The organism is Flavobacterium fructosi, assembly GCF_042787335.1.
GTDB classification, from domain to species: Bacteria; Bacteroidota; Bacteroidia; order Flavobacteriales; family Flavobacteriaceae; genus Flavobacterium; species Flavobacterium fructosi.
Window position 1 is genome coordinate 382000 of sequence record NZ_JBHZQA010000002.1, and the last position, 21752, is coordinate 403751.

Here is a 21752-nt window from a genome sequence, read left to right on the forward strand (position 1 = left end):
AACGAGGTAACGCCCAAAAAAAATCCGCTCATTGCTGAGCGGATTGTACAAAAGGTATTGCGTTAATCTATTTCGAAAGCTCCACAAAATATTTATAAAACAATGGGATAGTTTCAATTCCTTTTAGGTAATTGAAAATTCCAAAATGTTCGTTTGGCGAGTGAATAGCATCACTATCGAGACCAAATCCCATCAAAATTGTTTTGCTCTTCAGTTCTTTTTCGAATAAGGCAACGATAGGAATACTTCCACCGGAGCGTACCGGAATGGCGGGCACACCAAAGGTTTCGGTATACGCCATATTCGCGGCTTTGTAGCCAATGCTGTCAGTTGGGGTTACATAACCTTGTCCGCCGTGATGTGGTTTTACTTTTACAGCAACGCCGGCGGGAGCAATGCTGATGAAATGTTTCGTGAAAAGTTCGGTGATTTGTTCCCAATCTTGGTTTGGAACCAAACGCATCGAAATTTTAGCGAAAGCTTTGCTTGCAATTACAGTTTTAGCACCTTCACCGGTGTATCCTCCCCAAATTCCGTTCACGTCAAGCGTAGGACGAATAGCGTTTCTTTCGTTAGTAACATATCCTTTTTCGCCGTAAACATCGTAGAGGTCGAGTGCTTTTTTATAATTTTCTAAGTTGAAAGGCGCTTTGGCCATTTCTGCTCTTTCTTCAAGAGATAATTCTTGTACATTATCATAAAAACCAGGAATGGTAATGTGATTGTCTTCGTCGTGAAGTGAAGCAATCATTTTTGCCAGTACGTTTATCGGGTTTGCAACTGCTCCGCCATATAAACCGGAATGCAAATCACGGTTTGGCCCTGTAACTTCTACTTCTACATAACTTAATCCACGTAATCCTGTAGTGATGGATGGTTGTTGGTTTGAAATCATTCCGGTATCCGAAATCAGAATTACATCATTTTTTAGTTTTTCCTGATTGCGTTCCACGAACCAACTCAAACTTTTAGAACCAACTTCTTCTTCACCTTCAATCATGAATTTTACGTTGCAAGGCAAAGTATTGCTTTGAACCATATATTCCAATGCTTTTACATGCATGTACATTTGGCCTTTATCATCACAAGCACCGCGGGCAAAAATGGCGCCTTCCGGATGTATATCTGTCTTTTTTATAACGGGTTCAAAGGGTGGAGAAGTCCATAATTCCATCGGATCTGCCGGTTGAACGTCATAATGACCATAAACTAAAACCGTAGGCAAAGTGGGATCGATGATTTTTTCACCATACACAATTGGGTAACCGGGTGTGTCACAAATCTCAACAAAATCACATCCTGCTTTTTCTAAGCTGATTTTTACAGCCTCGGAGGTATCGATAACATCTTGAGCATAAGAGGCATCAGCACTTACGGATGGGATTTTTAATAATTCGATTAACTCGTTTATGAAACGATCTTTATGTTGTAGAACATAAGATTTTATATTTTCCATGGATTTAAATTTTATAGTTTCAAAAGTACAAAAAATAGTATAAATATTTTTTCGATAAATTGCTTTGAAAATTGGAAGTTATGTTTATCTTTGCACCCACAATTGAGCGGATATGGTGAAATTGGTAGACATGCCAGACTTAGGATCTGGTGCCGCAAGGCGTGTAGGTTCGAGTCCTATTATCCGCACAGACATTAAGACTTAATTAGCTGATATTCAGTTTTTTAAGTCTTTTTTATTTTGTATATTCCCCTAAAAACAACCCTATTTCATAAAAACTATCGTGATTTAACTCAAATTTACTTGTTTTAACCTTGAGATCATATAAAGACCATTTGTCAAATCAAAGGACCCGATAGGTGATTAAATTGCGATCACAGAGAATTTCCAAGTATTGTCAATGATTAACGAAACGTTAGGGCAAAATTGAAGTGTCGATAAATTAGTAGTTTCATTTTATACAAAAAATTAAACTTTTCATTTGATTTTTTGTATAAGGTGAAAACAGTATAGGAAATGCAAAATGATACGACAATGATAGTTCAGCTAACAGTAGCTCAATTACAACAATTAATAGGTGCAGCTGTAGCCTCCGAGTTTCAAAAACACAATAGCATTATGAAAATTGATGCGAAAACCGAGTCTAATGAACTTTTAACACGTGCAGAGGTTTCAAATCTATTGAAGGTATCATTCCCAACTCTATGGTCTTGGAACAAAAGCGGTATTTTGACGTCCAAGAAAATAGGCAATAAAGTGTTTTATGAGAAGGCAGATGTAATGGCTCAGTTACGAAAAAAATAGATTTATAATTATTAGATTATTTATTTCGATTTAATAAACTAAATGTTCTTTTTTAGATATATGTATGTGTAATAATATATGATATGACATTTGAATAACAAAATAAGAGATATGTGTACTACATAGTGGTTTCAAAAAAATATACTAAGATCATCGGTAGTAATTTTAATAACATCGATGACAATGGTTGCGAACTCAAGACAATTAATCGCATGCATAAAAGGATAGAAAGATTCGAGGCATGTGAAAAATGCAATTGGAATTTAACTCAAAATGGATACCTACATATGGATCGTAGTCAAACAGTAGAGTTTGAAATGTTGTGAGCGGCTACATTAAAAGAATTTGGACAGGAATTCTTTGAAGAATCATTTATAGATTTGAGTAAAAGTACTAATAAATACAAAATATTTTACTCTAATTGTGGTTACGCTATACCATTTACTGAAAATATTTTGTATCATATAAATTTAATGGAAATGTCTCGATATTATGTAGCATCCCAAATTTATTGTGAAACAGGTCAAAGTACCAAAATGGAACTGAAAAAGGTGAAAAAAAAATCTGGTGGATTCTCATATAATTTTGATGATATTTTTACAGTAATAATAAATGAAAGAATTGGTGGTATTGATTTTGTTTTGAATTTACTCTATTTTATTGAATATCAGATGATAGATATTCCAAACGCTTGGTCATTTATAGATTTTTACATTAGAAAAGCAAATTCGTTTAGGGCAATGGGTAGGTCTGGTATGACAAATAATCAATACTTAAATGATTTATTTCAAAAATATAGAGCAATTAAACGTTGCAGGATAATAAATGAAATAATTAATTGAAAGTAGTGGCTAGCTAATAAATTACGTATCAACGAGATTGGTCTTTTCAACTGCTGTTATTGGGGTTTATTAGTCATAGGAAATATTTTCATTTTTTTTATGAAGCTAATTAATGTGATATTGACAATGACAATCTTAGCTTGAGTTTTGCGTTATGCATAAAATGAGTATTTTTATGATATTAGAAAAAATTATAAAGACCTGTCTTCAATATAAAATAGAAAACTATTCAATAAATTCTGATGGGTCTATTGATGTGGATGGGAATGTAGATCTATCTTCAAGAAATCTGACCATACTACCGGTGCGATTTCGAAGGGTTATTGGCAATTTTAACATCCATAATAATCTATTGACTACATTATATGGCGCGCCAATAGCGGTCGGGGGTAATTTCAATTGTTTTAACAATCATCTAATAAGTCTTCTTGGTGCCCCAAAATGGGTTGGCGGGGATTTCTATTGCTATCAAAACCAATTAAGATCATTAGGGGGTTCTCCCGAAGAAGTGGTTGGAAGTTATTATATAAGCGGAAATGAAAATTTAGAAAATCTGAAAGGATGCTCTGTCAAAATTGGGGGGAATTTTTCTTTCGATGATATCCTGTTGTCTACTTATTTCGGTGACGTTGAAATTGAATTTGACGGGAATTTTTTTTTAAATGAAACTAATTACAATGCACCAAATACTCGGAAATTGCCTGATGTACTATTACGAAATATGCGTCACATTAAGCTAATTTTAAAGTATCAGCGTTACTTTTATATGTGGAATGATGACTTGAGTTTTAATCGAGAAAATTTCGATATTTTAATAGAGGAAATAGAGGATGGCTTACGATAAAAAAAAAGAAAACATCTATCACTTACAACCGGGCTATATTCTGACATTCATCTCTTCTAAATTTTGCGAGTGTACTGCGGCGAATCGTGTTTTTAAACTTTCCGCCTTCAAACAATTGCGTATTTTAATTATAACGATGTCGTACAATCATCCGTAAAGCCTGGAAATATTTTATTCATGGCATCAAAGGTCTTTCCACCGCGCAGTGGTGTATTTTAAAAAAAATGTATTTATTGGAATAGCATTTTAAAATCATCCCGATTAGTACCCATGTAATTTTCTATCTTTTCGTAAAACATCCCTTCTTCTATATCCTTTAAATAGTGTCTTAGTTAACTTTTAGTAATTGCCAAAATCCTCATGCAATATCAATCGTTCACCTTACTATTCACCCAATACTGATTTTTGTAATAACATTTGGCTATTTCCATAGAATGGCACGTCAGTTTTCCCCAAAATAGTTGTTGGTAATGTTGGTATTTCGGATAGATTATCCATTGGTACGATTACTGTTTTAGCACCGTTTTCTGAAAGTAAGGTTACTTTGTCCGCAAAGTTTAATGCTCTTTCAATAGCACCACCAATTGAAACATTTCCTAAAACTGCTAATCCTGCTTTGAGGTTCTTTTTATATATAGCTGAAATGATAGCGACATACACAGCGCTACCGATGCCCCCATGTATTGCTGCTCCCATTACGTTGCTTACCTGAATATTTAGGTCGTAACTGGATAATGAATGTTGTTCGTTTAATATTGTTTTCTCATTTGCCCTAATGTAATTGAATGTGTTCTTGATGTTTTCTTTTACTTCAGTTGAACTGGTTCCTGTTACATTTAGTTTCCCGGAACCTTGCAATGCTACCACTTCGATTTTTACTAATGTGTTATTATCACCATCACTTGTAGCTGTATAACATACACCTGGTGCCAAAGGATTTGCCTCGATTAAAGATGATCCTTTTTCTTCGGGTAGTCCTACAAATATTTCTTCTTGTGTTTCTTTATCGATGTAAGAGAAGTTTGTATCCCAAAATTCCATACCACCAATACGTTTAAGCTGCTCTTTTACTCTTCGACGCATTTCCATAGCTATGATAAGGTATTCTCTTACATCTTCTTTAGAATACTCACCATTTGGATGTAGTAATTTTATGAATCCAGAGATAATTCTTCTCACTGATTTACTATCTCGTTGTTTCAAATGAGATCCTAGAGAGAAATATTTATCCAATGCATCATAATAGGTTATTTTTCTTTGTGACTTCAATACTTCCGAAAAGAAATCGGTGCTAAAACCAAAATGATTGGTGAAATTCTGCGGACTGAATTTAGTTATTTCCCAGCCTGGTAAAAATAAATTGATACGGTCTAAAAATGCTGTGTCGTGGTTCACTTCATCTGAAAGAGGACTGAATAAATGTGATGTTTGCAAAACTGTTTCCACAGGTTGGTTGATGTTTCCATTGAGGATTATTGATGCTGAACCCGATATTTCACCACCTTTTGCTCTTGAAAATGAACCACTTTCCATATAATCTTTCATCAACGGAATGGTATCTCTGTCCTTGAAAAGCTTGTCTGTACTTTCATCAAAACAAATTGTGTCCCAAAGTCCAACAGCACCTACACGACCCGAAGTGTTATTTACAAACAATTGAGCTACTGAACCCTGGCCACCCGAAATTAGAATAGCATAAGGCGTGATTTCTTTATAAATATATGACTTACCTGATGAACGTGGACCTAGCTCAACCATATTGAAATTGGCTTCGACTAAAGGAATCAAACGACAAAGTAATAGGGTTAGTTTCCTTTCATCTAATCCTTCACTATAGGGCTCATATCCAGCACTACGAAGCAGTAATTTTTTCCATTCTTCTTTTGAAAATTCCTTACGCTTTTGTGAAACTTTGTTGTTGTCAAATGAGGACAGTTGAATTGGTCTGATTTCCTTTACTACAAACGGAAAAACAGTAGTTCCGATAGTAATTAAAGGATCATATTCCATGTCTATAATGGCCCAGATGCCACCAAGCAATAACTTTTCGTGATTAGTTACCAGTTCATCACTGATATTTGCTTTCTTGATATTACTGTTGCTGATATTAGCCCAATACTTATCTTTTTGAGAATCTAGTTCAACAGAAATCTTGTCAATTATTTTATAACTTCCTTTTTCACGAAGTTTGGATTGGATCAAGGAACTCTCTTCGGGATTAATGTAGTGATTTCTCAAAATGGTTTTTACATTTTCCATTCCCTCTTTAAGCTTCTCTTCATCTTCGGTACTGCAAGTGTTGGCTAGTAAATATTCCAATACAAATGCAGGCACATTTGCGCCACCTTTGATTATTCCCACCAAATCCTTTTTTACCACAAACCCTCTGAAATGTTCTAATACTTTCTTGTCTAAATCGTCTAAGATTATCATACTATATCTGTTTTAAAGTAAACCGCCTAAATCCCTAGCGTTGTTTTGTTTGACTATTACCTTGTCTAATTGTTCTTTTGTAACTGCATCAACTATTTTTACTTCAATTGTTGCATTTGAACCAAAACGGAATTCTTTTTTGATTTCGCGATCCTTTTCAATGGTAAGTATCTCACTTTCATTAATATTTTTATTATCTGCAAAAAAGAGCATCGTTACTTTTCTTTCAGAGGAAAACAAATCTGAAGCTGTTGTAGTTGCTTTTAAGACAATGGAAAATAAATCACCAGTTACATCGTTTAGATCTTTTTTGTTTGCAATCATTACCTGAAGCTGGTCATTTTGGTTTTTATCGTTCGACCATTTTAAAAAAGGTATAATTGTTTCTTGTGGTGATAAACCACCATGAGCGAAACCATACACTCCTGGTGTTATGAATGGTCCGACTCTTTTGGCAAAATAACAATAATTGAAGTTACCATAAACTACCTCTTTTTCAATAAGTAAATCGATGTCAATAGTTTGTTTGTCTTCTGTTCTTGTGAAACGTTCACTCTTTTTAACATTGCCGTTAAAGGCGACTTCTATTTTATCAGAATTATCCAAAATACCAGTAAGGACATACCCATGGTCGGTCACTAAATAAACATTTTGGTAGCCGTTTTTTAATAATTGCTCTATTTTAGTGGCAAAGATTCCAGCCACTTGGTCAAAATATTTAAGTGCCTTTTGCTGGTATGTTTCCCCTAATTTATCAGGGTCTTTATAACTACAAATTAAATAGTGTTCCTTATCCGTATTTTCATTAACCATTTCTAAATCAATAAAACCAATAGATTTGTCCTTGTTTTGATTTAAAATGTAGGCTTCTCTATCTTGTTTTTTTGCCACTACTTTACCAGTATCAATATAAAGCTGGCTCATATTGTGTTCGGTCTCTGATGGTAAACCTGCAAAAATATATTGGTGGTCTTTACTCAATATGTATTCTTTGGATACTTTTTCAATAATGTCCTGAGCAAATTCATATGAGACTCCATCACCCACAACGATAGCCGTTTTAGACGCATTATTATCAATGATTTCTTGTAATTTACCCGTTTGGTTTGATTTGTATTCTTCGATATATTTGAACCATTTATCTAAAAAAATGACTGCATAATTTTTATAGTAGCTCTGTATTGGCTCCATCAAATTTTCACGGTCTAGAAAGGTCGCATAAAGAGCACGAATTGCCTTGTCTAGTTTATAAAAATGAGACGTATAGAAAGCAACAGCTTCATCATATGAGGCAATTTGATTGATGTTTTTTTCATCAAATTCTAATAGTATTTTGATTTGTTTCCAAAAATTAATCCCCAAATGATGGACTGCTTTACTGGAAATACGTTGGTTTATTCTAGGTAAGAAATTGATGCAATAACTTTTGTTGTTTATGTTTTTACCTAATTCTTCCAGCCAAAGTTCATCTATCTCAATGAAAGGATGTGCAGGATGACAATTGAAAATTTCTGTTTTTGGTTCCAGTTTGTATTTTTTCAGATAAACATCAAACGATTTTTGATAAGTCTTACTGTCTAACCAATTATTATATACGTCCAATAGAACTTTGTTTGGATTATTGTTAGCCAAACCATCCAGTAAGTAGAACACCACTTCAGTAGCAAGAACTTCGGATGATTTACTGATATATACCTGACCAATTAATTCATTTACCTTTTTAAAGAAGAGTTCCTGAACTGCCTTGTCATATTTGTTGAGGTAAGTTTTTGGGCTATGTAAAAAAGGAAGTATTTCTTTTTCTAAATTAAAGATTTCAGAAGCACCGTTATGGCTAATATTCATCCAATAGGTTTGGTCTTTACCCAAACTTACCTTGGCAGCAGCGATCAGTTCTTCTTTTTCTAAATGAAGATTAATGTTTAAATGCGATACTACTTTTTCTTTTATGTACCTGTCGAAGTGTTTAATCTCTACGCTGCCATTGGTTTCACAATATTCTCTAATGAATTTAAGTTGCTCTTTTGGGGTGTTGGTATAGATTAAATATTTTGTGCCATCTGTATCCTTTTTTTCAATTTCATATTTTACCTTGAGTTCATCAATTTCATTGGATGCATTGAATATTTGGTATTTCTCTTTTACCTCGTCTAACAGAAAAGTAGCTTCTTTTGACTCATCAATAATAACTACTATTGAATGGGTATTGAATATTTTTTCTAAATCTTTTTTAAACCAAGTATCGATCATAATTTTTTGGTTGGTGGTTAGTGATTAGTTAATTTACAGCGGGAACTCAGTTTCAAACTTCCAATCTAATGCGTTGATTTTATTTTTTAAGTTGGTTAACTCACCGATCATTTCTTCAAATGAAGGTGCATTTTCTTCATAAATCATTTGTTCCAACATCGTTTTATAATCAGCTTTCCATGCTTCCATTACTTCGGGAATTGGAATAGGATTGATAGTTTGTGGTTGATGGCCATTATAGTCAACACCTCCAACACGAGTAAATTTGTATCGGTGATTCACTATGATTCCATAAAGGGCTGCATCATTTAATGCTGTTATTGCAAAATCAGTTTTGGCTAATTGAAACACATCGTACAAATGACGGCTTAATCGATCTACTCTGATTTTCTCAAGCGGTTTGTGGAATTCTTCGTGTAATAAGAATATTTTTTCGAGAAAAGTACGTTCTGGATTTACTGTTGGTACGGTTATAGGGGCTTGCACAAAATCGCTGTTTGGATATCCTTCATCTATTAGTGATGCAAATGTTTGTGCCGAGAAAGGTTCTTTTAAGGAACGACAGCCAATTTCCACCAGAATTCTTGGTTGAATATAGCCCGGTGTCTCTATTACATTGGGATAATAGATTTCTATGATTCTTGGGTCTTGGTCGCTGTCTTTGGTTTCGACCAATTCGAATGTTATTCCTGACAAGCCCTTTTCTTGGAACTTTGCTTGTATTTCAATGAAAAACGTTTCTTCGATATATGTACTAGCTGCTTTTCTTAATGCTGTTCGCTGCTTTTTTGACAACTCTCCATCAAAATTTAAAAACCGTCTGTCAATGGCTAGATCTATATCTTCTGAAAATCGGTCAATAAGTTTCCAGGCTTTGCTTAAAGAAGTTCCCCCTTTGAAAACTAAATGTTTTGCTACTTCCATTTCAAAGATGATAGCTAAGGTTTGTACTACCCACCAATCTTTTTCGACAGCAAAGGCAGCCATACCTGTTCTCTCTGCTATTTGAATGTAGGCATTTCTTTTTGTGCTGTCAGGAATTGCAAACCATTTATCCATTTTTATTTGTGTTTAGTGCTTGACGCATTATTATTCTAATCCACTCTGGTGCCAACTTGATGTCGTGTTCCAGGCGGTATGGTTCTTCTTTATCTAATTGCTTTAATATTATTTGTATTTCGTTTTCGGTGCAATTGTCTTTTCCTATTTCTTTTAATGCTTGAATGACCAGACTACTTATTTTACCAATAGCGGATAGGTTTTTTGGTGCTGATTTTTTGAATAAAATTTTTCTTTTACCCAAATCAATTTTTCTTGCTGCACCATCGGTTAGATACACTACATTCATTGGTACTTGTGTTGACAATCCCAAGGCGTTAAGTGCTAATACACCTGTTGGTACAATACGTGCTTTGTCTCGCTTACTAATCGCTTCTGCAATGGCTTCTGTGCTTGGTTTTAGCAGACCCAAAATGGGGTCTTTTTCTAGTCGCGCATAAATGCCACGTGCCACACGGAAAATTTCTTCTTTTTCTACCATTCTTTCTAGTGCTTTTGCTACGGCTTTAGCTGAGCCAAAGGATAGGAAATCTTCGGTAAAAAAAAGCGAACCCCTCTTGGCTTTTTTTATTTTAGCAATTACCTTGTCATCAATACTTTGCATGGTACTTTATTTTTTATATTGTCGCAAATATAGGCTATTTTTGCGACAAAATTAGAATGTTTTTTGATGCTTCATCTTCTTTTTTAAGCATAAAATCTAAACCTAACACTTTGTACTTTGTTTCGTCAGTCAAACTGTTATAATCCTCACCAATGAATTTACATAAAAAACTCAACATATCTAAACCTCTACCTAATACTTTCTCTGGTGTCCAATCTTCTTCATTAGACACTATCATTGCGCTCATAGAGTCGTATTTATAACCTCGTTTCAGGTAACTTTCTCCTTTGTTACTTTGATCTACTTTAAATAAAAACTTATCATTTTGTAATGATGAATTATCACTTGAAGATATGGCTAATAAGTTCCCTAAGCTATTTGCTAGTTTTTTTCTTTGTGAAGGGGAATATTTAGTAAAACTACTCCAGTTGCTTTGAATTTTATTATAGCTTTCCTCTACTTCTGATTCTTCTTTTTCTTTATGGCTCGCATAGGTTGTTAAACTTACGGTTGCACTTTGAGGATATATATGTTCTATGCTGTCATTTTTAACAAAATCGCTCCAAATAATAGTGCTACTTTGAGTAGATGTTTTGTTTTCCTTTCTTAAATATTTGTCATATTGATACAATAAATAAAATCTACCGGACCATTTATAGAAACCTGTTTTGTTCCCTAAATCAAAAAGCTCATAACTTTGGTTTACAAATAAATTAAAACGGTAGTACCAAGATGTATATAATTCTAATTCTGTTTTCGTTACAGTGTTATCTCTTTTGTTCCTGTATACTTCATGAGCAAGACTGTAAATTTTACTATCTCCCGTATTTCCTCTTTTGTCTGAAAGATCAAATAATTTGAAGCTATACTTCTCGAGTGTTTTTATTGAATCTACGAATGCATTTCTATCGCTTCTACTTAAAATTGCTAAAAGTAATGGCTTGAACGAGGCTTTCAAACCTACTTGATGAATGCCTTGGATGGCGTTTCTAACAATCTTTTCTTCCTCACTGAAATACTTAATGTTGTGAAGTTTATTCCACCAAATCGAACAAAGTTGAAGCGATTTAATATACTTTTCAATTTCTTCTCTAGTTAAACTTTGATTGTAAACACGCTCTAATGTAAAATATTCATCAAACAAAAAATTAGCATAAACATTAGCTTCATCACGACTATATTTATTGAAGTACACAATCCAATGGTTTTTAATAAAATCTTCATCACTTAGTGGATGTGTTTTATTTTGACCTAATGATTTGTAAATGGTTATCCATGCTTTATTTACAGCTATTTCTAACTGGTCTTTTTTAGCTTGGTTTAGTAATACTTCTTCTTTTGACACTTCTTCTGAAGAATGATACTTATCATTTAAGTACAATAATCTATTCTTGAGTTTTTCTAGTTGAGACAAAGGTTTTCCTCTGTTATTCATTGTTTCAAATACGACATACTCATCCAGTTCTTCTGGCAAAACATATTCGTTTAGCTTTAACTGACTAGTCACTTTATTAAAAAGCTTTAGAATGGTATTATCAGGATCTTGTAGAAACAAGGTTACCATCGCTTTGAAAAAGTTTTTTGCTTTTAAAAGATTTTCAGTGTATGTACTCTCTTGGCTATCGTCTTCCACTTCATCCAGACACAAGACATGTTTTCTGAAAAACTTATCACTTGGGTTATCTTTCTCATATCCAAAAACATAAGCATTAACCCCTTTATTTAGATACAAGTATTGCATCTCTACATCACCTTCTCTAATACCTAATACAATATTCTGCTCTTTTGCCTTTTCAATAAGAACACTTAACAATATTAAAATGGAAGTTATACGCTGCTGGCCATCTACAATAGCATATTGTTTAAAGTTAGGTAACCAACTATATTCGCAAGGTTTAGTTTCTACTAAGGTCAATAAACCTGTGTAGTGCCATTTCCCTTGTGGAATATTAATTAAATCGTCCCATAAGTCTTTTAACTGTCCTTTTATATTTTTTAAAGGTTCTTTAGAATTTATATCTACCGTTTTGTTGTTTGTCCATGCAAAACCACGTTGGTAAGCAGGAATTCTAAGAATTCTATTCGTGAAAATCTCATGTATTGATTTTAAATCCATTACCAATCAGCGTTTAAATATTTCTTTAACTGTCCTGCATTGAGTACCTCATGCAAATTCCAGTGATATTGACCACCCAATTCCAATTTAAAGTGAGCACCTGATTCCAATTCAAAATGACCACCCAATTCCGGAGCAAAATGACCACCCCATTTTTCATTAAAAACTACTCTTTTTCATCTGTTAATTAGTATTCAAATATACTTAAATATTACCCTTTGTTTATCCCTCTTTTTTTTCTCATAGATTCTCCATGTAATTCGAGTCGATGAGATTGATGTATGAGTCTATCCAAAATGGCATCAGCTATGGTTTTTTCTCCAATGATGTCATACCAGCCTTGCACTGGGATTTGTGAGGTTACAATAATAGAACCGTTATTATGTCTGTCTTCAATGATCTCTAAAAGGGTAATTCGATTACTGCTATCTAAAGCTTGGAGTCCAAAATCGTCTAATATAATAACATCTTGCCGTTCTATTTTGGCCAATTCTCTCAGGTAAGAACCATCTGCTTTGGCCATTTTTAATTTAGCAAACAGCTTCGAAGTATTAAAATAACTTACTTTAAAACCTTGGATACAGGCTTGATAACCTAATGCGGTGCCTAAATAACTTTTGCCAACACCGGTACTTCCTGTGATTAAAATGTTTTCATTTTTTTCGACAAATTCACATTCTGCCAGACGTAGTATGGTGTTTCGATCCAGATTACGGGTTTGGTCAAAATTGATACTTTCAATATTTGATTTGTAATGGAATCGGGCATTGGTGATACTGCGGGCAATACGCCGATTGTGCCTTTCATCCCATTCGGCATCAATAAGCATCGATACAAACTGATCGAGTGTGTAATGGTCGGTTTTTCCGCTTTCAATGGCAGTTTTAAAAGCATTATGCATGCCGTAAAGCTTCATTTGTTTCATTTTTGTTGCTGTGGATTCATTCATGATTACTGTGTTTTAATTTAATTATAATAGTGTTTTCCTCTGATATTACCGTGAATAGGGAGTTCTTGCTCGGGTTCTTGTTCAAATTCAATATGATCTAAGTTGTTTTCTAAAATATTTTGAATGGTCTTAAAATTGTAAATTTTAAAATCAAGTGCCCGTTTACAGGCATTTATTAATCGTTCTTTCCCTACCTTTTTTTCGAAGTTTAATATTCCTAAGCAACTTTTATAGGCCTGTTCAGGATGGTTTCTACTTTCGATTATTTGCATAATATATTCTGCTACTGACTCGTCAATACTACTGGCCCAATCAATGAAGCGGGCAGCACTCCACTGGGCTACAAATTGATGCGTGCTAGCCATATGTTCCGGGATTGTGGTATAGATATACGGTTTGTAATTCCTTGGATGGATGGCTATTCGATTGTATTTGTGATAGATCTCTACCGTTGATTTGGTATACAATAGTTTCGCTTTTTTCTTGACGTATTGATAGGGAACACTGTAGTAATTTTTGTCCTGACTTAATTGAACATGTCCGTTTTGCATCACTGTTGCAAAGGATTGGTATTTGATTTCAAAACGTTCTTGTGGTAATGGACTTAGTTTTTGCTTCTCATCTTCTAAAAATAATTCTATACGAGAATAAGGACGTCCTGTGAGTTTTCGACTGTTATGAGCATCCAATAAATCCCATATTTGCTGGTTTAATTCTTCCAGAGAAAAGAATTTAGTTTCTTTTAGGTTTACATAAATCCTTCGATACAATATCTTAACGGCTCCTTCAACCAATGATTTGTCTCGGGGTTTATAAGCCCTGGCAGGCAAGATTGTAGTCTGGTAATGCTCGGCTAAATCAGCCAAGGTTTCATTGATTGTTGGTTCAAAACGACTACTTTTTATTACTGCCGATTTTAAATTATCGGGAACAATTGCCGCAGGAGTGCCTTCAAAGAAACGCATAGCATTTTCTACCGATGTAACAAAATCTTCCTTTTGTTGGCTCATGGAAGCTTCGGCATAGGTGTATTGACTGGCTCCTAATATGGCTACAAAAAATTGTACTTCTTTAATTTCTCCCGTGTCTTTATCAATGATGGAGAGTGTTTTTCCAGCATAATCCACATACATTTTATCACCCGTTTTGTGATTCATGTGCATCACTGGATTGACTCGTTTGCCCCATGTTTTATAATGATGTCCAAATTGCGAGCTTCTGTAACCATTAGGATTTAGTGCAATATATTGCTCCAACATGTGCTGTATGGTAACGCCAACTTTTTTTAGTTCGCGTTCCATTTTAGGAAAAAAATCATATAGAATCTGCAGTTTGGGACTGATTGATTCCACGGTAGTGTGTGAGAATAAAAGTTCTAACTCAGCATCAGTTTTTTCACTAATTACTTCAAAACTTAATCCTAGCACTTCAAATAAAGAAATATACTTCTTTACCGTATTTCTAGAAAGAGATAAATACTTACTTATGAATAACTTACTTTTTCCGTTACAGTAGAACTTAATTGCTTTTCTAATTTTACTCATGTCTGTTATTTTGTTTGCCATAATCCGTGTTTTTTTTTAACGAATGTATGGTGCTAACAACATGAAAAAGTTAGTAGTTTTTAATGGTTAATTGTACCTCAAATTTAGGTGGTCAATTTGGACTGGAAAGTGGTGGTCAGTTTGCTCCGAAACTGGTGGTCAATTTGCACTGGAATTGGGTGGTCAATTTGACCGGTTTTTCCAAAAAAGCACTTAAAATTAAAAGCATTAATTCTGGAATAGAAAGTTGCTTAATATTCTTTTTAAGTAGCAATCTCTCCATTATATGAAGTACTCTAAAAAGATGATCACTATCATGCAAAGTGTATTCACCCATATGAGTGATTATAGTTTTTGTGCGCTGATATGCATAGTATACCGCGTCATCAATGAGACCGATTACCTTACTGTCTTTTCCTTTGCATTTTTTCTTTAAAGTAGAATAGATTTCGCTTTGTTCGAGTCTAGGTAAAAATATATCGTTATAATCGTCTGTCATTCTTTCTGTCAAATTTGTTTATATCTTTTTGATCGCATATCAAAAGCCTGTTCAGTTCCTTCCATTACATCACAAATTTCTTTTTTAATATGTGGTTGTTCAACTGTTCCGGAATACAGTACTTCTAATGCTTTGCTTTCTGAATTCATTGAAATAATAAATTCAGCATCTCCATTGACTGGAATATTGGCATTGTGTGTAACTACAATAATTTGCCTTTGATTTTTTGCTTGTTTTAATCTATCAACAATAAGTTCATAAACTAATCTGTTATCTAAATCATCTTCTGGTTGATCCAAAATAAGAGGTGATTTCCCATAAGAAAGTATAAATGTCAAAATTGCGGTTGTTTTTTGTCCAGCGGATGCCGTTGAAAGAGATTTAAATGTAGCTGCTGGATTCGGTTTATATTGAACCTCAATATCATCTTCTGGAAAAAGAAGTTCAATTTCATCAATTTGAGCATTTGAAATTCTACCAACTAACCCTTTAAAATAGCCAGAAATTCCTTCAACATCTAAACCATTTTTTAGATCCACAAATATTTTTCGAACCTGTACAATATTGGTTTCAACATTTCCGTAGAAACACTTATCCGCTAAAGCTTCTAAATCTTTTTCAAATTCTGTATCTTTTTGAAGAATGAATCTTAATCGTTGTATATAATCATTTCTATTCCTTAGCGACTTAATGTTGATTTTTATTTTATCATCATGAAGAGTAGCGGTAACAAATTCCTTACGTTTCCTTGAAATTTCTTTAGATATATCTAGATATCCCTCTTGCATTTCAGATCTTTGACGAACTTCAATTACTCGTTCTGCTTCTTTATCATTTATAGATTGTAATTCAATTTCCAAAGCATTTTTATCAATAGTAAACTTTTCAAAATTTGCTATATCATTAATTCCATCAGCTTCTAGTTCAAGTTTTTTTGCCTCAAAACTAGTTTTATTAGCTGTAAAATCTATTTTCCAAGTTGAAGCAGCAACAGCTGTTTCGAAGTCTAATCTAAGTTTCGCGATGGCTAATTTTTGTTTTTCAATTTCATCTTTAATGATGCTCATTCCTTCAATAACAGATTTTGAAGCAATTGCCAATTCAACAGAATGCTTTAATTCAAATTTATTAAAATCAATATCTGGAAGCTCTAATGGTTCTAATAAACTTTCAAGCGATTCCTCTCTGGTGGTAAGTTCACTTGTAAAAGATGTGAATACATCTTCATGAGTATTAAATTTTTCCTTAGCTGTTAAAATATCTGCGATACCACTTTGTTGTAGTTTTTTAATACTAGTGTCTAAATCTTTAATAGTTGTTTCGATTTTTCCTTTTCCAGCGACCAACGAATCCGCTGTTCTAATAGAAGCAGATTTTTCTAGAAATAGATTACGTACTATTTCACGATCTGATTTTAACTTTTCCACTCCTTCAATAGCACTGTCAATTCTTTCACGAAGAGCATTGGGTTCTTGGGCTATTTCGTAAATTTGTTTCTGAGAATAATGTTCAAATTCAAAAAAATCTGAATATCCAATATCTGTTATTAACTCCCATTCGCCAGTGTCAGTATCTTGTCGAACGATTTCAATTTTTTGATTTTGTGAATTGGTAATATCGGATGATTTGAATTTATGCAAGAGTTTATTCCGAATAAATTCAATTTCAATTATTGAATTTTCATTAAGAATACCTTTTTTGTTTTTGCTACTTTGTCTCTTATAGAAATCATTATGATCGTTCATGATTTCATTTAATTCCATCAAATCCGCTGTTCTATTAAATAGACCTCGTAGAAATCTTAAAACACTAGATTTACCACTTCCTCGACCACCAATTATTGTATTTAGTTGCGGGCTAAAATCTAGCTTTAACGGCTCGGTTCCGTGTGTGATTTCAGTATTAGAAATTTGAATTGACTTTATCCATAAATCAGGCATTTGATATGGCAAACTTGGGCTATCAAATTCATTTTTAATTCTAAATTCGGGTAAAAGAAAAGCTTGTCTTAATCCTTCTAAAGTAGGCACTTCATCCATTTTAATCCAAGTAAAATGCGAACCTATACCCCAAAGACCATGTTTTGAGTTTTTTGGTTCATGTGGATTGTCAGAAAACGTAAGGATCGCTAAATTTGAATCTAAAGCGTACTTTACTGGGGTGTGCCATTCTTTAATAGTTGCTTCATCTATAGCTGGTGTAGGATTACTATAGTAATCATTAAGTGAAGTTTTTAACTCTGCATTTCCAGCAGTAACAAGTGAGCGACTTGTAAAATCTTTATGAACCACCTGAACAGCATTAATATAATCTAAATCGTAAAACTTTTTAATATTTGCAACACTGATTGATCCTAAGCCATTGTATTCATCAATATGTGCTGGAATAACTAATGCTCCATCATTATTACCAATTTCAGCAACATCAAAAATATTTTTAGATGTATGTGTATCCTGTTTTCCAAAATCGTCTCTATTAATACCACACTTTATCAAAAAGTCATTGATATCATCTGTTGTTTTGTTAACATCAAACAATATTAAAATATGAATTTTGGACGTGTCACATGTAATTTCTACACCTGGAAAAACAATAAGGCCTGTACCCAAAGCTGCAGCTTTTATATCATTAATGCTTAATCCTGTATTATGATCCGTCACCGCAACACAGTTTAAACCCTGTTCAATTGCTCTATTGACCCAAGCCTCAGCGGTGATTGTTTGTTCTTGAAAACATGCACTTGCGGTAGTGTGCAAATGCAAATCGCACTTAAACCATCTTGTTCCTTTGTATTGAATACGTATCATTTAATTATTAATCTATTAATGGTTGAAATTTATTTATAACTAATACTTATTCTTACCATGGATAATTGCTTACTATTTTTTTATAGACTTATAAAAGAGTCTTCGGGTCTTATTGCTACAAATATTTTTTTAAAACCTAGCTGAATAGTTGCATTGTATTTTAATATTTAAAATAGAATACCAAAATAGTTATTTAAATTTAATATAGGACTTTACTGAAGAAATAGTTATACAAATTGTGTTAAAGCTATATAACTTAGCGTCAACCGTCATTATATAAATATTAATGATAATCGAGTAGGTTGGGGACACAAGACCGTTTTAAGGATGGTTTTATCTGCAATAAATTTTTTTATTCGTATTTATGTTATAATGTCGCTTATGGTTATAGCCACCGGTATTATAGAAGATTTAAATTGAAGTTGGCGAGCACCATTATATAAAATGTGTGATGATATTTATACAATATGAAGATATGGATTGTCTATCCGGATATAGCCGTTCCTGAACTAGATTCTGTTTTTATCCCAAGTTTTAATGTATGTTGTTTTATCAAAGAATATTTCACAATTCATCACATTATAAGTATGTAATATTAAGCTGGTACTAATTTTAAGTTATATTTCATAAACATATTGTTGAGTTGTAACAGTATCTTTTTTTGTTATTTCCAACTTTTCATTCTCATAAACAACACCTTCAATCAATAAAATATCATTAACTAAAAGTAGTTGGAATTTTAAATTGTCAATATTAAATTTTTCAATATAAGTTTCATATTGTCCGATTAAGCCAATGTCTTTGCGTAGAGCATAAAGACCGCATTCATTCATGTCTTTAATCCTATGTTCAGTTTTATATAACGGAAATAACAATAAGTCGTCAATTAAATCATTGACTTTTAGTTTTTGTACTTTTTTACGATCTAACCAAATTTCGATTTGATTTTTATTACTGTTAAGCAATCCTTCCAAACATTCTCCGTCTAGATCATCAAGAGATTTGATTTTTTTATTATTTAACGCATGGTAAAAAAATGGATCTAGAATTGCTTCATTAATCGCGAAATTGATTTTTGCTGCAATGATGGGAACAGGCGATTGATCGAATATTAATGGAATAGTAAATGCTACCAATATATATTTTCGGTCTTTTATATTGTTCGTTATGTTTCATTTCAAGTTGGTCATAAAATTCAGCAAAGACTCGGCTAGGGGGGCGTTGTTAAATCTGGGTATTGCTAATTTTTTTTTGCTTTGTCCGGAAAGAGGTGTTCACATTACCTTGGAATATGGTGTCCTGTTTGCGGAATGGTAGGTGCTTTCGTCTGAATATCTATGGGGGACTTGATCAAATTAAATTGAAGTACTTGACATTACCAGCTGATCCATTAATCTCCAATAAGCTTTTAACTTTTCAGCGTATTCTTTTGGTGTAATTTTGACGTATGCAAGAAATTGTTTTTCTGTTTGATGCCCCGTTATCTTCATAATGGTTAGTGTATCAATTTTGCCATAAAGCAACGTTGCAAATGTTCTTCGGCAAATATGACTTGATACTAATTCATTTTTTGGGTACTCTCCAACAACTTTCCGATGCATGGTTTCTTTTTTACCGTTTATTTCAATGATTTTTTCTGAAATTTTACCCCCCTTAGTCATTTCGGTTAAACCTGCAATCTTTGCAACTTCTTTAATATAAAGATTGAAGTTAGTATCGCTAATCTTCCGAGGAAATAATCCATTTCTTTTTTCTAGAATTTTACTAACATTGCCGTGTATTGGGATTATAACAGGAAAATCTGTTTTTTTATTGCGAAGCTGTATAAATCCGTCATCTATACTTTTTCGTGTAAGACCAAGTAGATCCGAAACCCTTAGGCCAGTTCGAAGTCCTATAATAAACCAATCTCTTGCGTTGTCAAGATAATCCTGTTTGTATTCAGTACTATAAATCTCTATTATTTCTTCTTCCTTAAGATAGATGTCTTGTGTCGAATTTGAAGGACTATAAAATTGTTGCTCTTTAAATTCCATAGAAATAACATGTTTTTTAAGTATGGCTGATCTGCAAAATAACTTTATATCATCGATATATCCTCCAATCGTATTAGGATTTAATACGACTATGGTTTCTAAATAATGAACAAAATGAGTATGAAAGTCAATATCAACCCCATCTAAGTTTACCTTCGAACCAATATATTTCTCAAAATCTTCAATCTTATTTAGAGTTGTCTGGTAGTGTTGAATTGTACGCTTCTTTATTGGTGTATTATTTTTTGTTTTCCTTTTAAGAGAATCTTCGATGAATTTTGTAATAAAGTTTGTGAAAAATATTTGTTCGTTTACTTTTTTTGATTTAGAACCATGCTTAAAACAAAAAGCCATCTTTTCTTTAAGCCACTTACTAGTAATTAAAACCGTTTTACCTCCAATTTTCGTAGCATTGTACTCTGCGTTTACAAATACATTTAGTTCTTTTAGTTTTATATTTATTTTATCAACTTCAACTTCTAAAGTTGATAAAACTTGTTCTTTGCTCACACTCCATCGTCCTTTTGGTACTTGAATACCAGTCGAAATCTCAACATCAAATTGATTACCCTGTTTGAATCGATAGTAAATGCTATTTAAATCATTTGCTGTTTTTATTCGATAGCTTCCTGTTGCCATAATTTATCTTTTTTCAAATATACTGATTATTTTAATTCCCCCAATAAATACCCCATTATGACTTAATTTTACTTAATTAGACGAAATTCAGTTTGATTAAATAAAGCTGTAATATGTTATATTTGTTGGCTTAAATTAGAATATCCGAATGTAATTAATCTTATCTAAACTAGGATTGGACTTCTATTATCCGCACAAAAAAAGCTTCTCAATCGAGAAGCTTTTTTTTTTGTTATAACCTAGAAATGAATTTTACCATTTCAATTATACTCTTTTCATCCTTTAAAGAGAATTTGTTATCCTTGAGATAAACTGCAATTTCTTCTTTTTTCATCGGAAAAAGGTTTTGAAGTTCTTTCTTGTTTTTTGGTATTGCTACAGCCATATCATTTTTTAAATTCAAATAGTATTCGTCGTCAATTTTGACAAATTTTTGAGGTACAGCTTCTTGATATGTCGTTCTGGCTTCTAAGGCTTTCTGGAGTATAATTTTATCTCTTCTATATAGAATAACATTGTTTTTATTGTGTAATTCTGATAAGTATCCATAAACTTCCCCCTGCTTATTCTTGTAGTTTAAAAGTTTAATTTTATTTGGATTCGAAATTATAGTAATCGTGTGATAAGGACTTTGTTTAGTCAGTAAAAACTCTTTCATGCCCTCATCTTGAACCTCTATTACATCCGCCATAGCATTGTAGCGCACTAGTAGTTTTTTAGTGACCCCGGAAACTTCAGCCAATTTATAGTCTTCGTTCAGGTATTGTGAACCTTCGATTTTAACGAAATCGCGATTGTCGAAATTTGGATTTCTAAAGAGGACTCCACTAGAGTAAGGGGCAATTTTTTCAAACATTGCCTGAGCATTAA

Annotated in this window: 16 protein-coding genes and 1 tRNA gene; 4 read left to right on the forward strand and 13 right to left on the reverse strand. The window is 33.1% G+C overall.

The genetic code is table 11. The features are described 5' to 3' along the window. Positions 1 to 67 precede the first annotated feature (67 nt). A complete protein-coding gene (locus ACFX5D_RS04600) occupies positions 68 to 1456 on the reverse strand; it encodes a dipeptidase (protein WP_379857072.1) in 1389 nt (462 codons plus the stop codon). Positions 1457 to 1562: 106 nt separating this feature from the next. Between ACFX5D_RS04600 and ACFX5D_RS04605 the strand changes: the two genes are divergently transcribed. From ACFX5D_RS04605 to ACFX5D_RS04620, 4 genes are all read left to right on the forward strand, one after another. Further along, a tRNA-Leu gene (locus ACFX5D_RS04605) sits at positions 1563 to 1644 on the forward strand. A 346-nt stretch (positions 1645 to 1990) separates the two neighbouring features. Next, positions 1991 to 2260: a helix-turn-helix domain-containing protein gene (locus tag ACFX5D_RS04610; RefSeq protein WP_379857073.1), complete on the forward strand. Its 270-nt coding sequence runs from the start codon at positions 1991 to 1993 to the stop codon at positions 2258 to 2260. Positions 2261 to 2796: 536 nt separating this feature from the next. Further along, positions 2797 to 3102 carry a hypothetical protein gene (locus ACFX5D_RS04615; protein ID WP_379857075.1) on the forward strand — a complete coding sequence of 102 codons (306 nt, stop codon included), beginning with the start codon at positions 2797 to 2799 and terminating at the stop codon, positions 3100 to 3102. Between the two features lie 175 nt (positions 3103 to 3277). Continuing rightward, positions 3278 to 3946, forward strand: a complete 669-nt coding sequence (locus ACFX5D_RS04620) for a hypothetical protein (protein ID WP_379857076.1) — start codon at positions 3278 to 3280, stop codon at positions 3944 to 3946. A gap of 384 nt (positions 3947 to 4330) precedes the next feature. Here the strand turns inward: ACFX5D_RS04620 and brxL are convergent, their stop codons facing one another. The 12 genes from brxL to ACFX5D_RS04680 form a co-directional block, all read right to left on the reverse strand. Next, positions 4331 to 6379 carry a protease Lon-related BREX system protein BrxL gene (gene brxL / locus ACFX5D_RS04625; protein ID WP_379857077.1) on the reverse strand — a complete coding sequence of 683 codons (2049 nt, stop codon included), beginning with the start codon at positions 6377 to 6379 and terminating at the stop codon, positions 4331 to 4333. 12 nt (positions 6380 to 6391) lie between these two features. After that, positions 6392 to 8629 carry a PglZ domain-containing protein gene (locus ACFX5D_RS04630; RefSeq protein WP_379857079.1) on the reverse strand — a complete coding sequence of 746 codons (2238 nt, stop codon included), beginning with the start codon at positions 8627 to 8629 and terminating at the stop codon, positions 6392 to 6394. Positions 8630 to 8662: 33 nt separating this feature from the next. Further along, positions 8663 to 9688 carry a nucleotidyl transferase AbiEii/AbiGii toxin family protein gene (locus ACFX5D_RS04635; protein WP_379857080.1) on the reverse strand — a complete coding sequence of 342 codons (1026 nt, stop codon included), beginning with the start codon at positions 9686 to 9688 and terminating at the stop codon, positions 8663 to 8665. Next, positions 9681 to 10292 (reverse strand): DUF6088 family protein, encoded by a 612-nt coding sequence (locus ACFX5D_RS04640; protein WP_379857081.1) that lies wholly within the window; start codon positions 10290 to 10292, stop codon positions 9681 to 9683. Before ACFX5D_RS04640 ends, ACFX5D_RS04635 begins: the two co-directional genes overlap by 8 nt. 34 nt (positions 10293 to 10326) lie before the next feature. Beyond that, a complete protein-coding gene (locus ACFX5D_RS04645) occupies positions 10327 to 12408 on the reverse strand; it encodes a DUF262 domain-containing protein (RefSeq protein ID WP_379857083.1) in 2082 nt (693 codons plus the stop codon). 211 nt (positions 12409 to 12619) lie between these two features. Beyond that, positions 12620 to 13357 carry an IS21-like element helper ATPase IstB gene (gene istB / locus ACFX5D_RS04650; RefSeq protein ID WP_066082786.1) on the reverse strand — a complete coding sequence of 246 codons (738 nt, stop codon included), beginning with the start codon at positions 13355 to 13357 and terminating at the stop codon, positions 12620 to 12622. Positions 13358 to 13374: 17 nt separating this feature from the next. Further along, positions 13375 to 14922: an IS21 family transposase gene (istA, locus tag ACFX5D_RS04655; protein ID WP_379857084.1), complete on the reverse strand. Its 1548-nt coding sequence runs from the start codon at positions 14920 to 14922 to the stop codon at positions 13375 to 13377. 115 nt (positions 14923 to 15037) lie between these two features. Beyond that, a complete protein-coding gene (locus ACFX5D_RS04660; RefSeq protein ID WP_379857085.1) occupies positions 15038 to 15400 on the reverse strand; it encodes an HD domain-containing protein in 363 nt (120 codons plus the stop codon). Between the two features lie 8 nt (positions 15401 to 15408). Further along, a complete protein-coding gene (locus ACFX5D_RS04665) occupies positions 15409 to 18207 on the reverse strand; it encodes a TrlF family AAA-like ATPase (RefSeq protein ID WP_379857086.1) in 2799 nt (932 codons plus the stop codon). Positions 18208 to 18824: 617 nt separating this feature from the next. Beyond that, positions 18825 to 19343 (reverse strand): hypothetical protein, encoded by a 519-nt coding sequence (locus tag ACFX5D_RS04670; protein ID WP_379857087.1) that lies wholly within the window; start codon positions 19341 to 19343, stop codon positions 18825 to 18827. A 219-nt stretch (positions 19344 to 19562) separates the two neighbouring features. Further along, positions 19563 to 20882 carry a phage integrase SAM-like domain-containing protein gene (locus ACFX5D_RS04675; protein ID WP_379857088.1) on the reverse strand — a complete coding sequence of 440 codons (1320 nt, stop codon included), beginning with the start codon at positions 20880 to 20882 and terminating at the stop codon, positions 19563 to 19565. 232 nt (positions 20883 to 21114) lie between these two features. Further along, on the reverse strand, positions 21115 to 21738 hold the full coding sequence (locus ACFX5D_RS04680; RefSeq protein ID WP_379857089.1) for a hypothetical protein: 624 nt from the start codon (positions 21736 to 21738) through the stop codon (positions 21115 to 21117). Between the last annotated feature and the right edge of the window lie 14 nt (positions 21739 to 21752).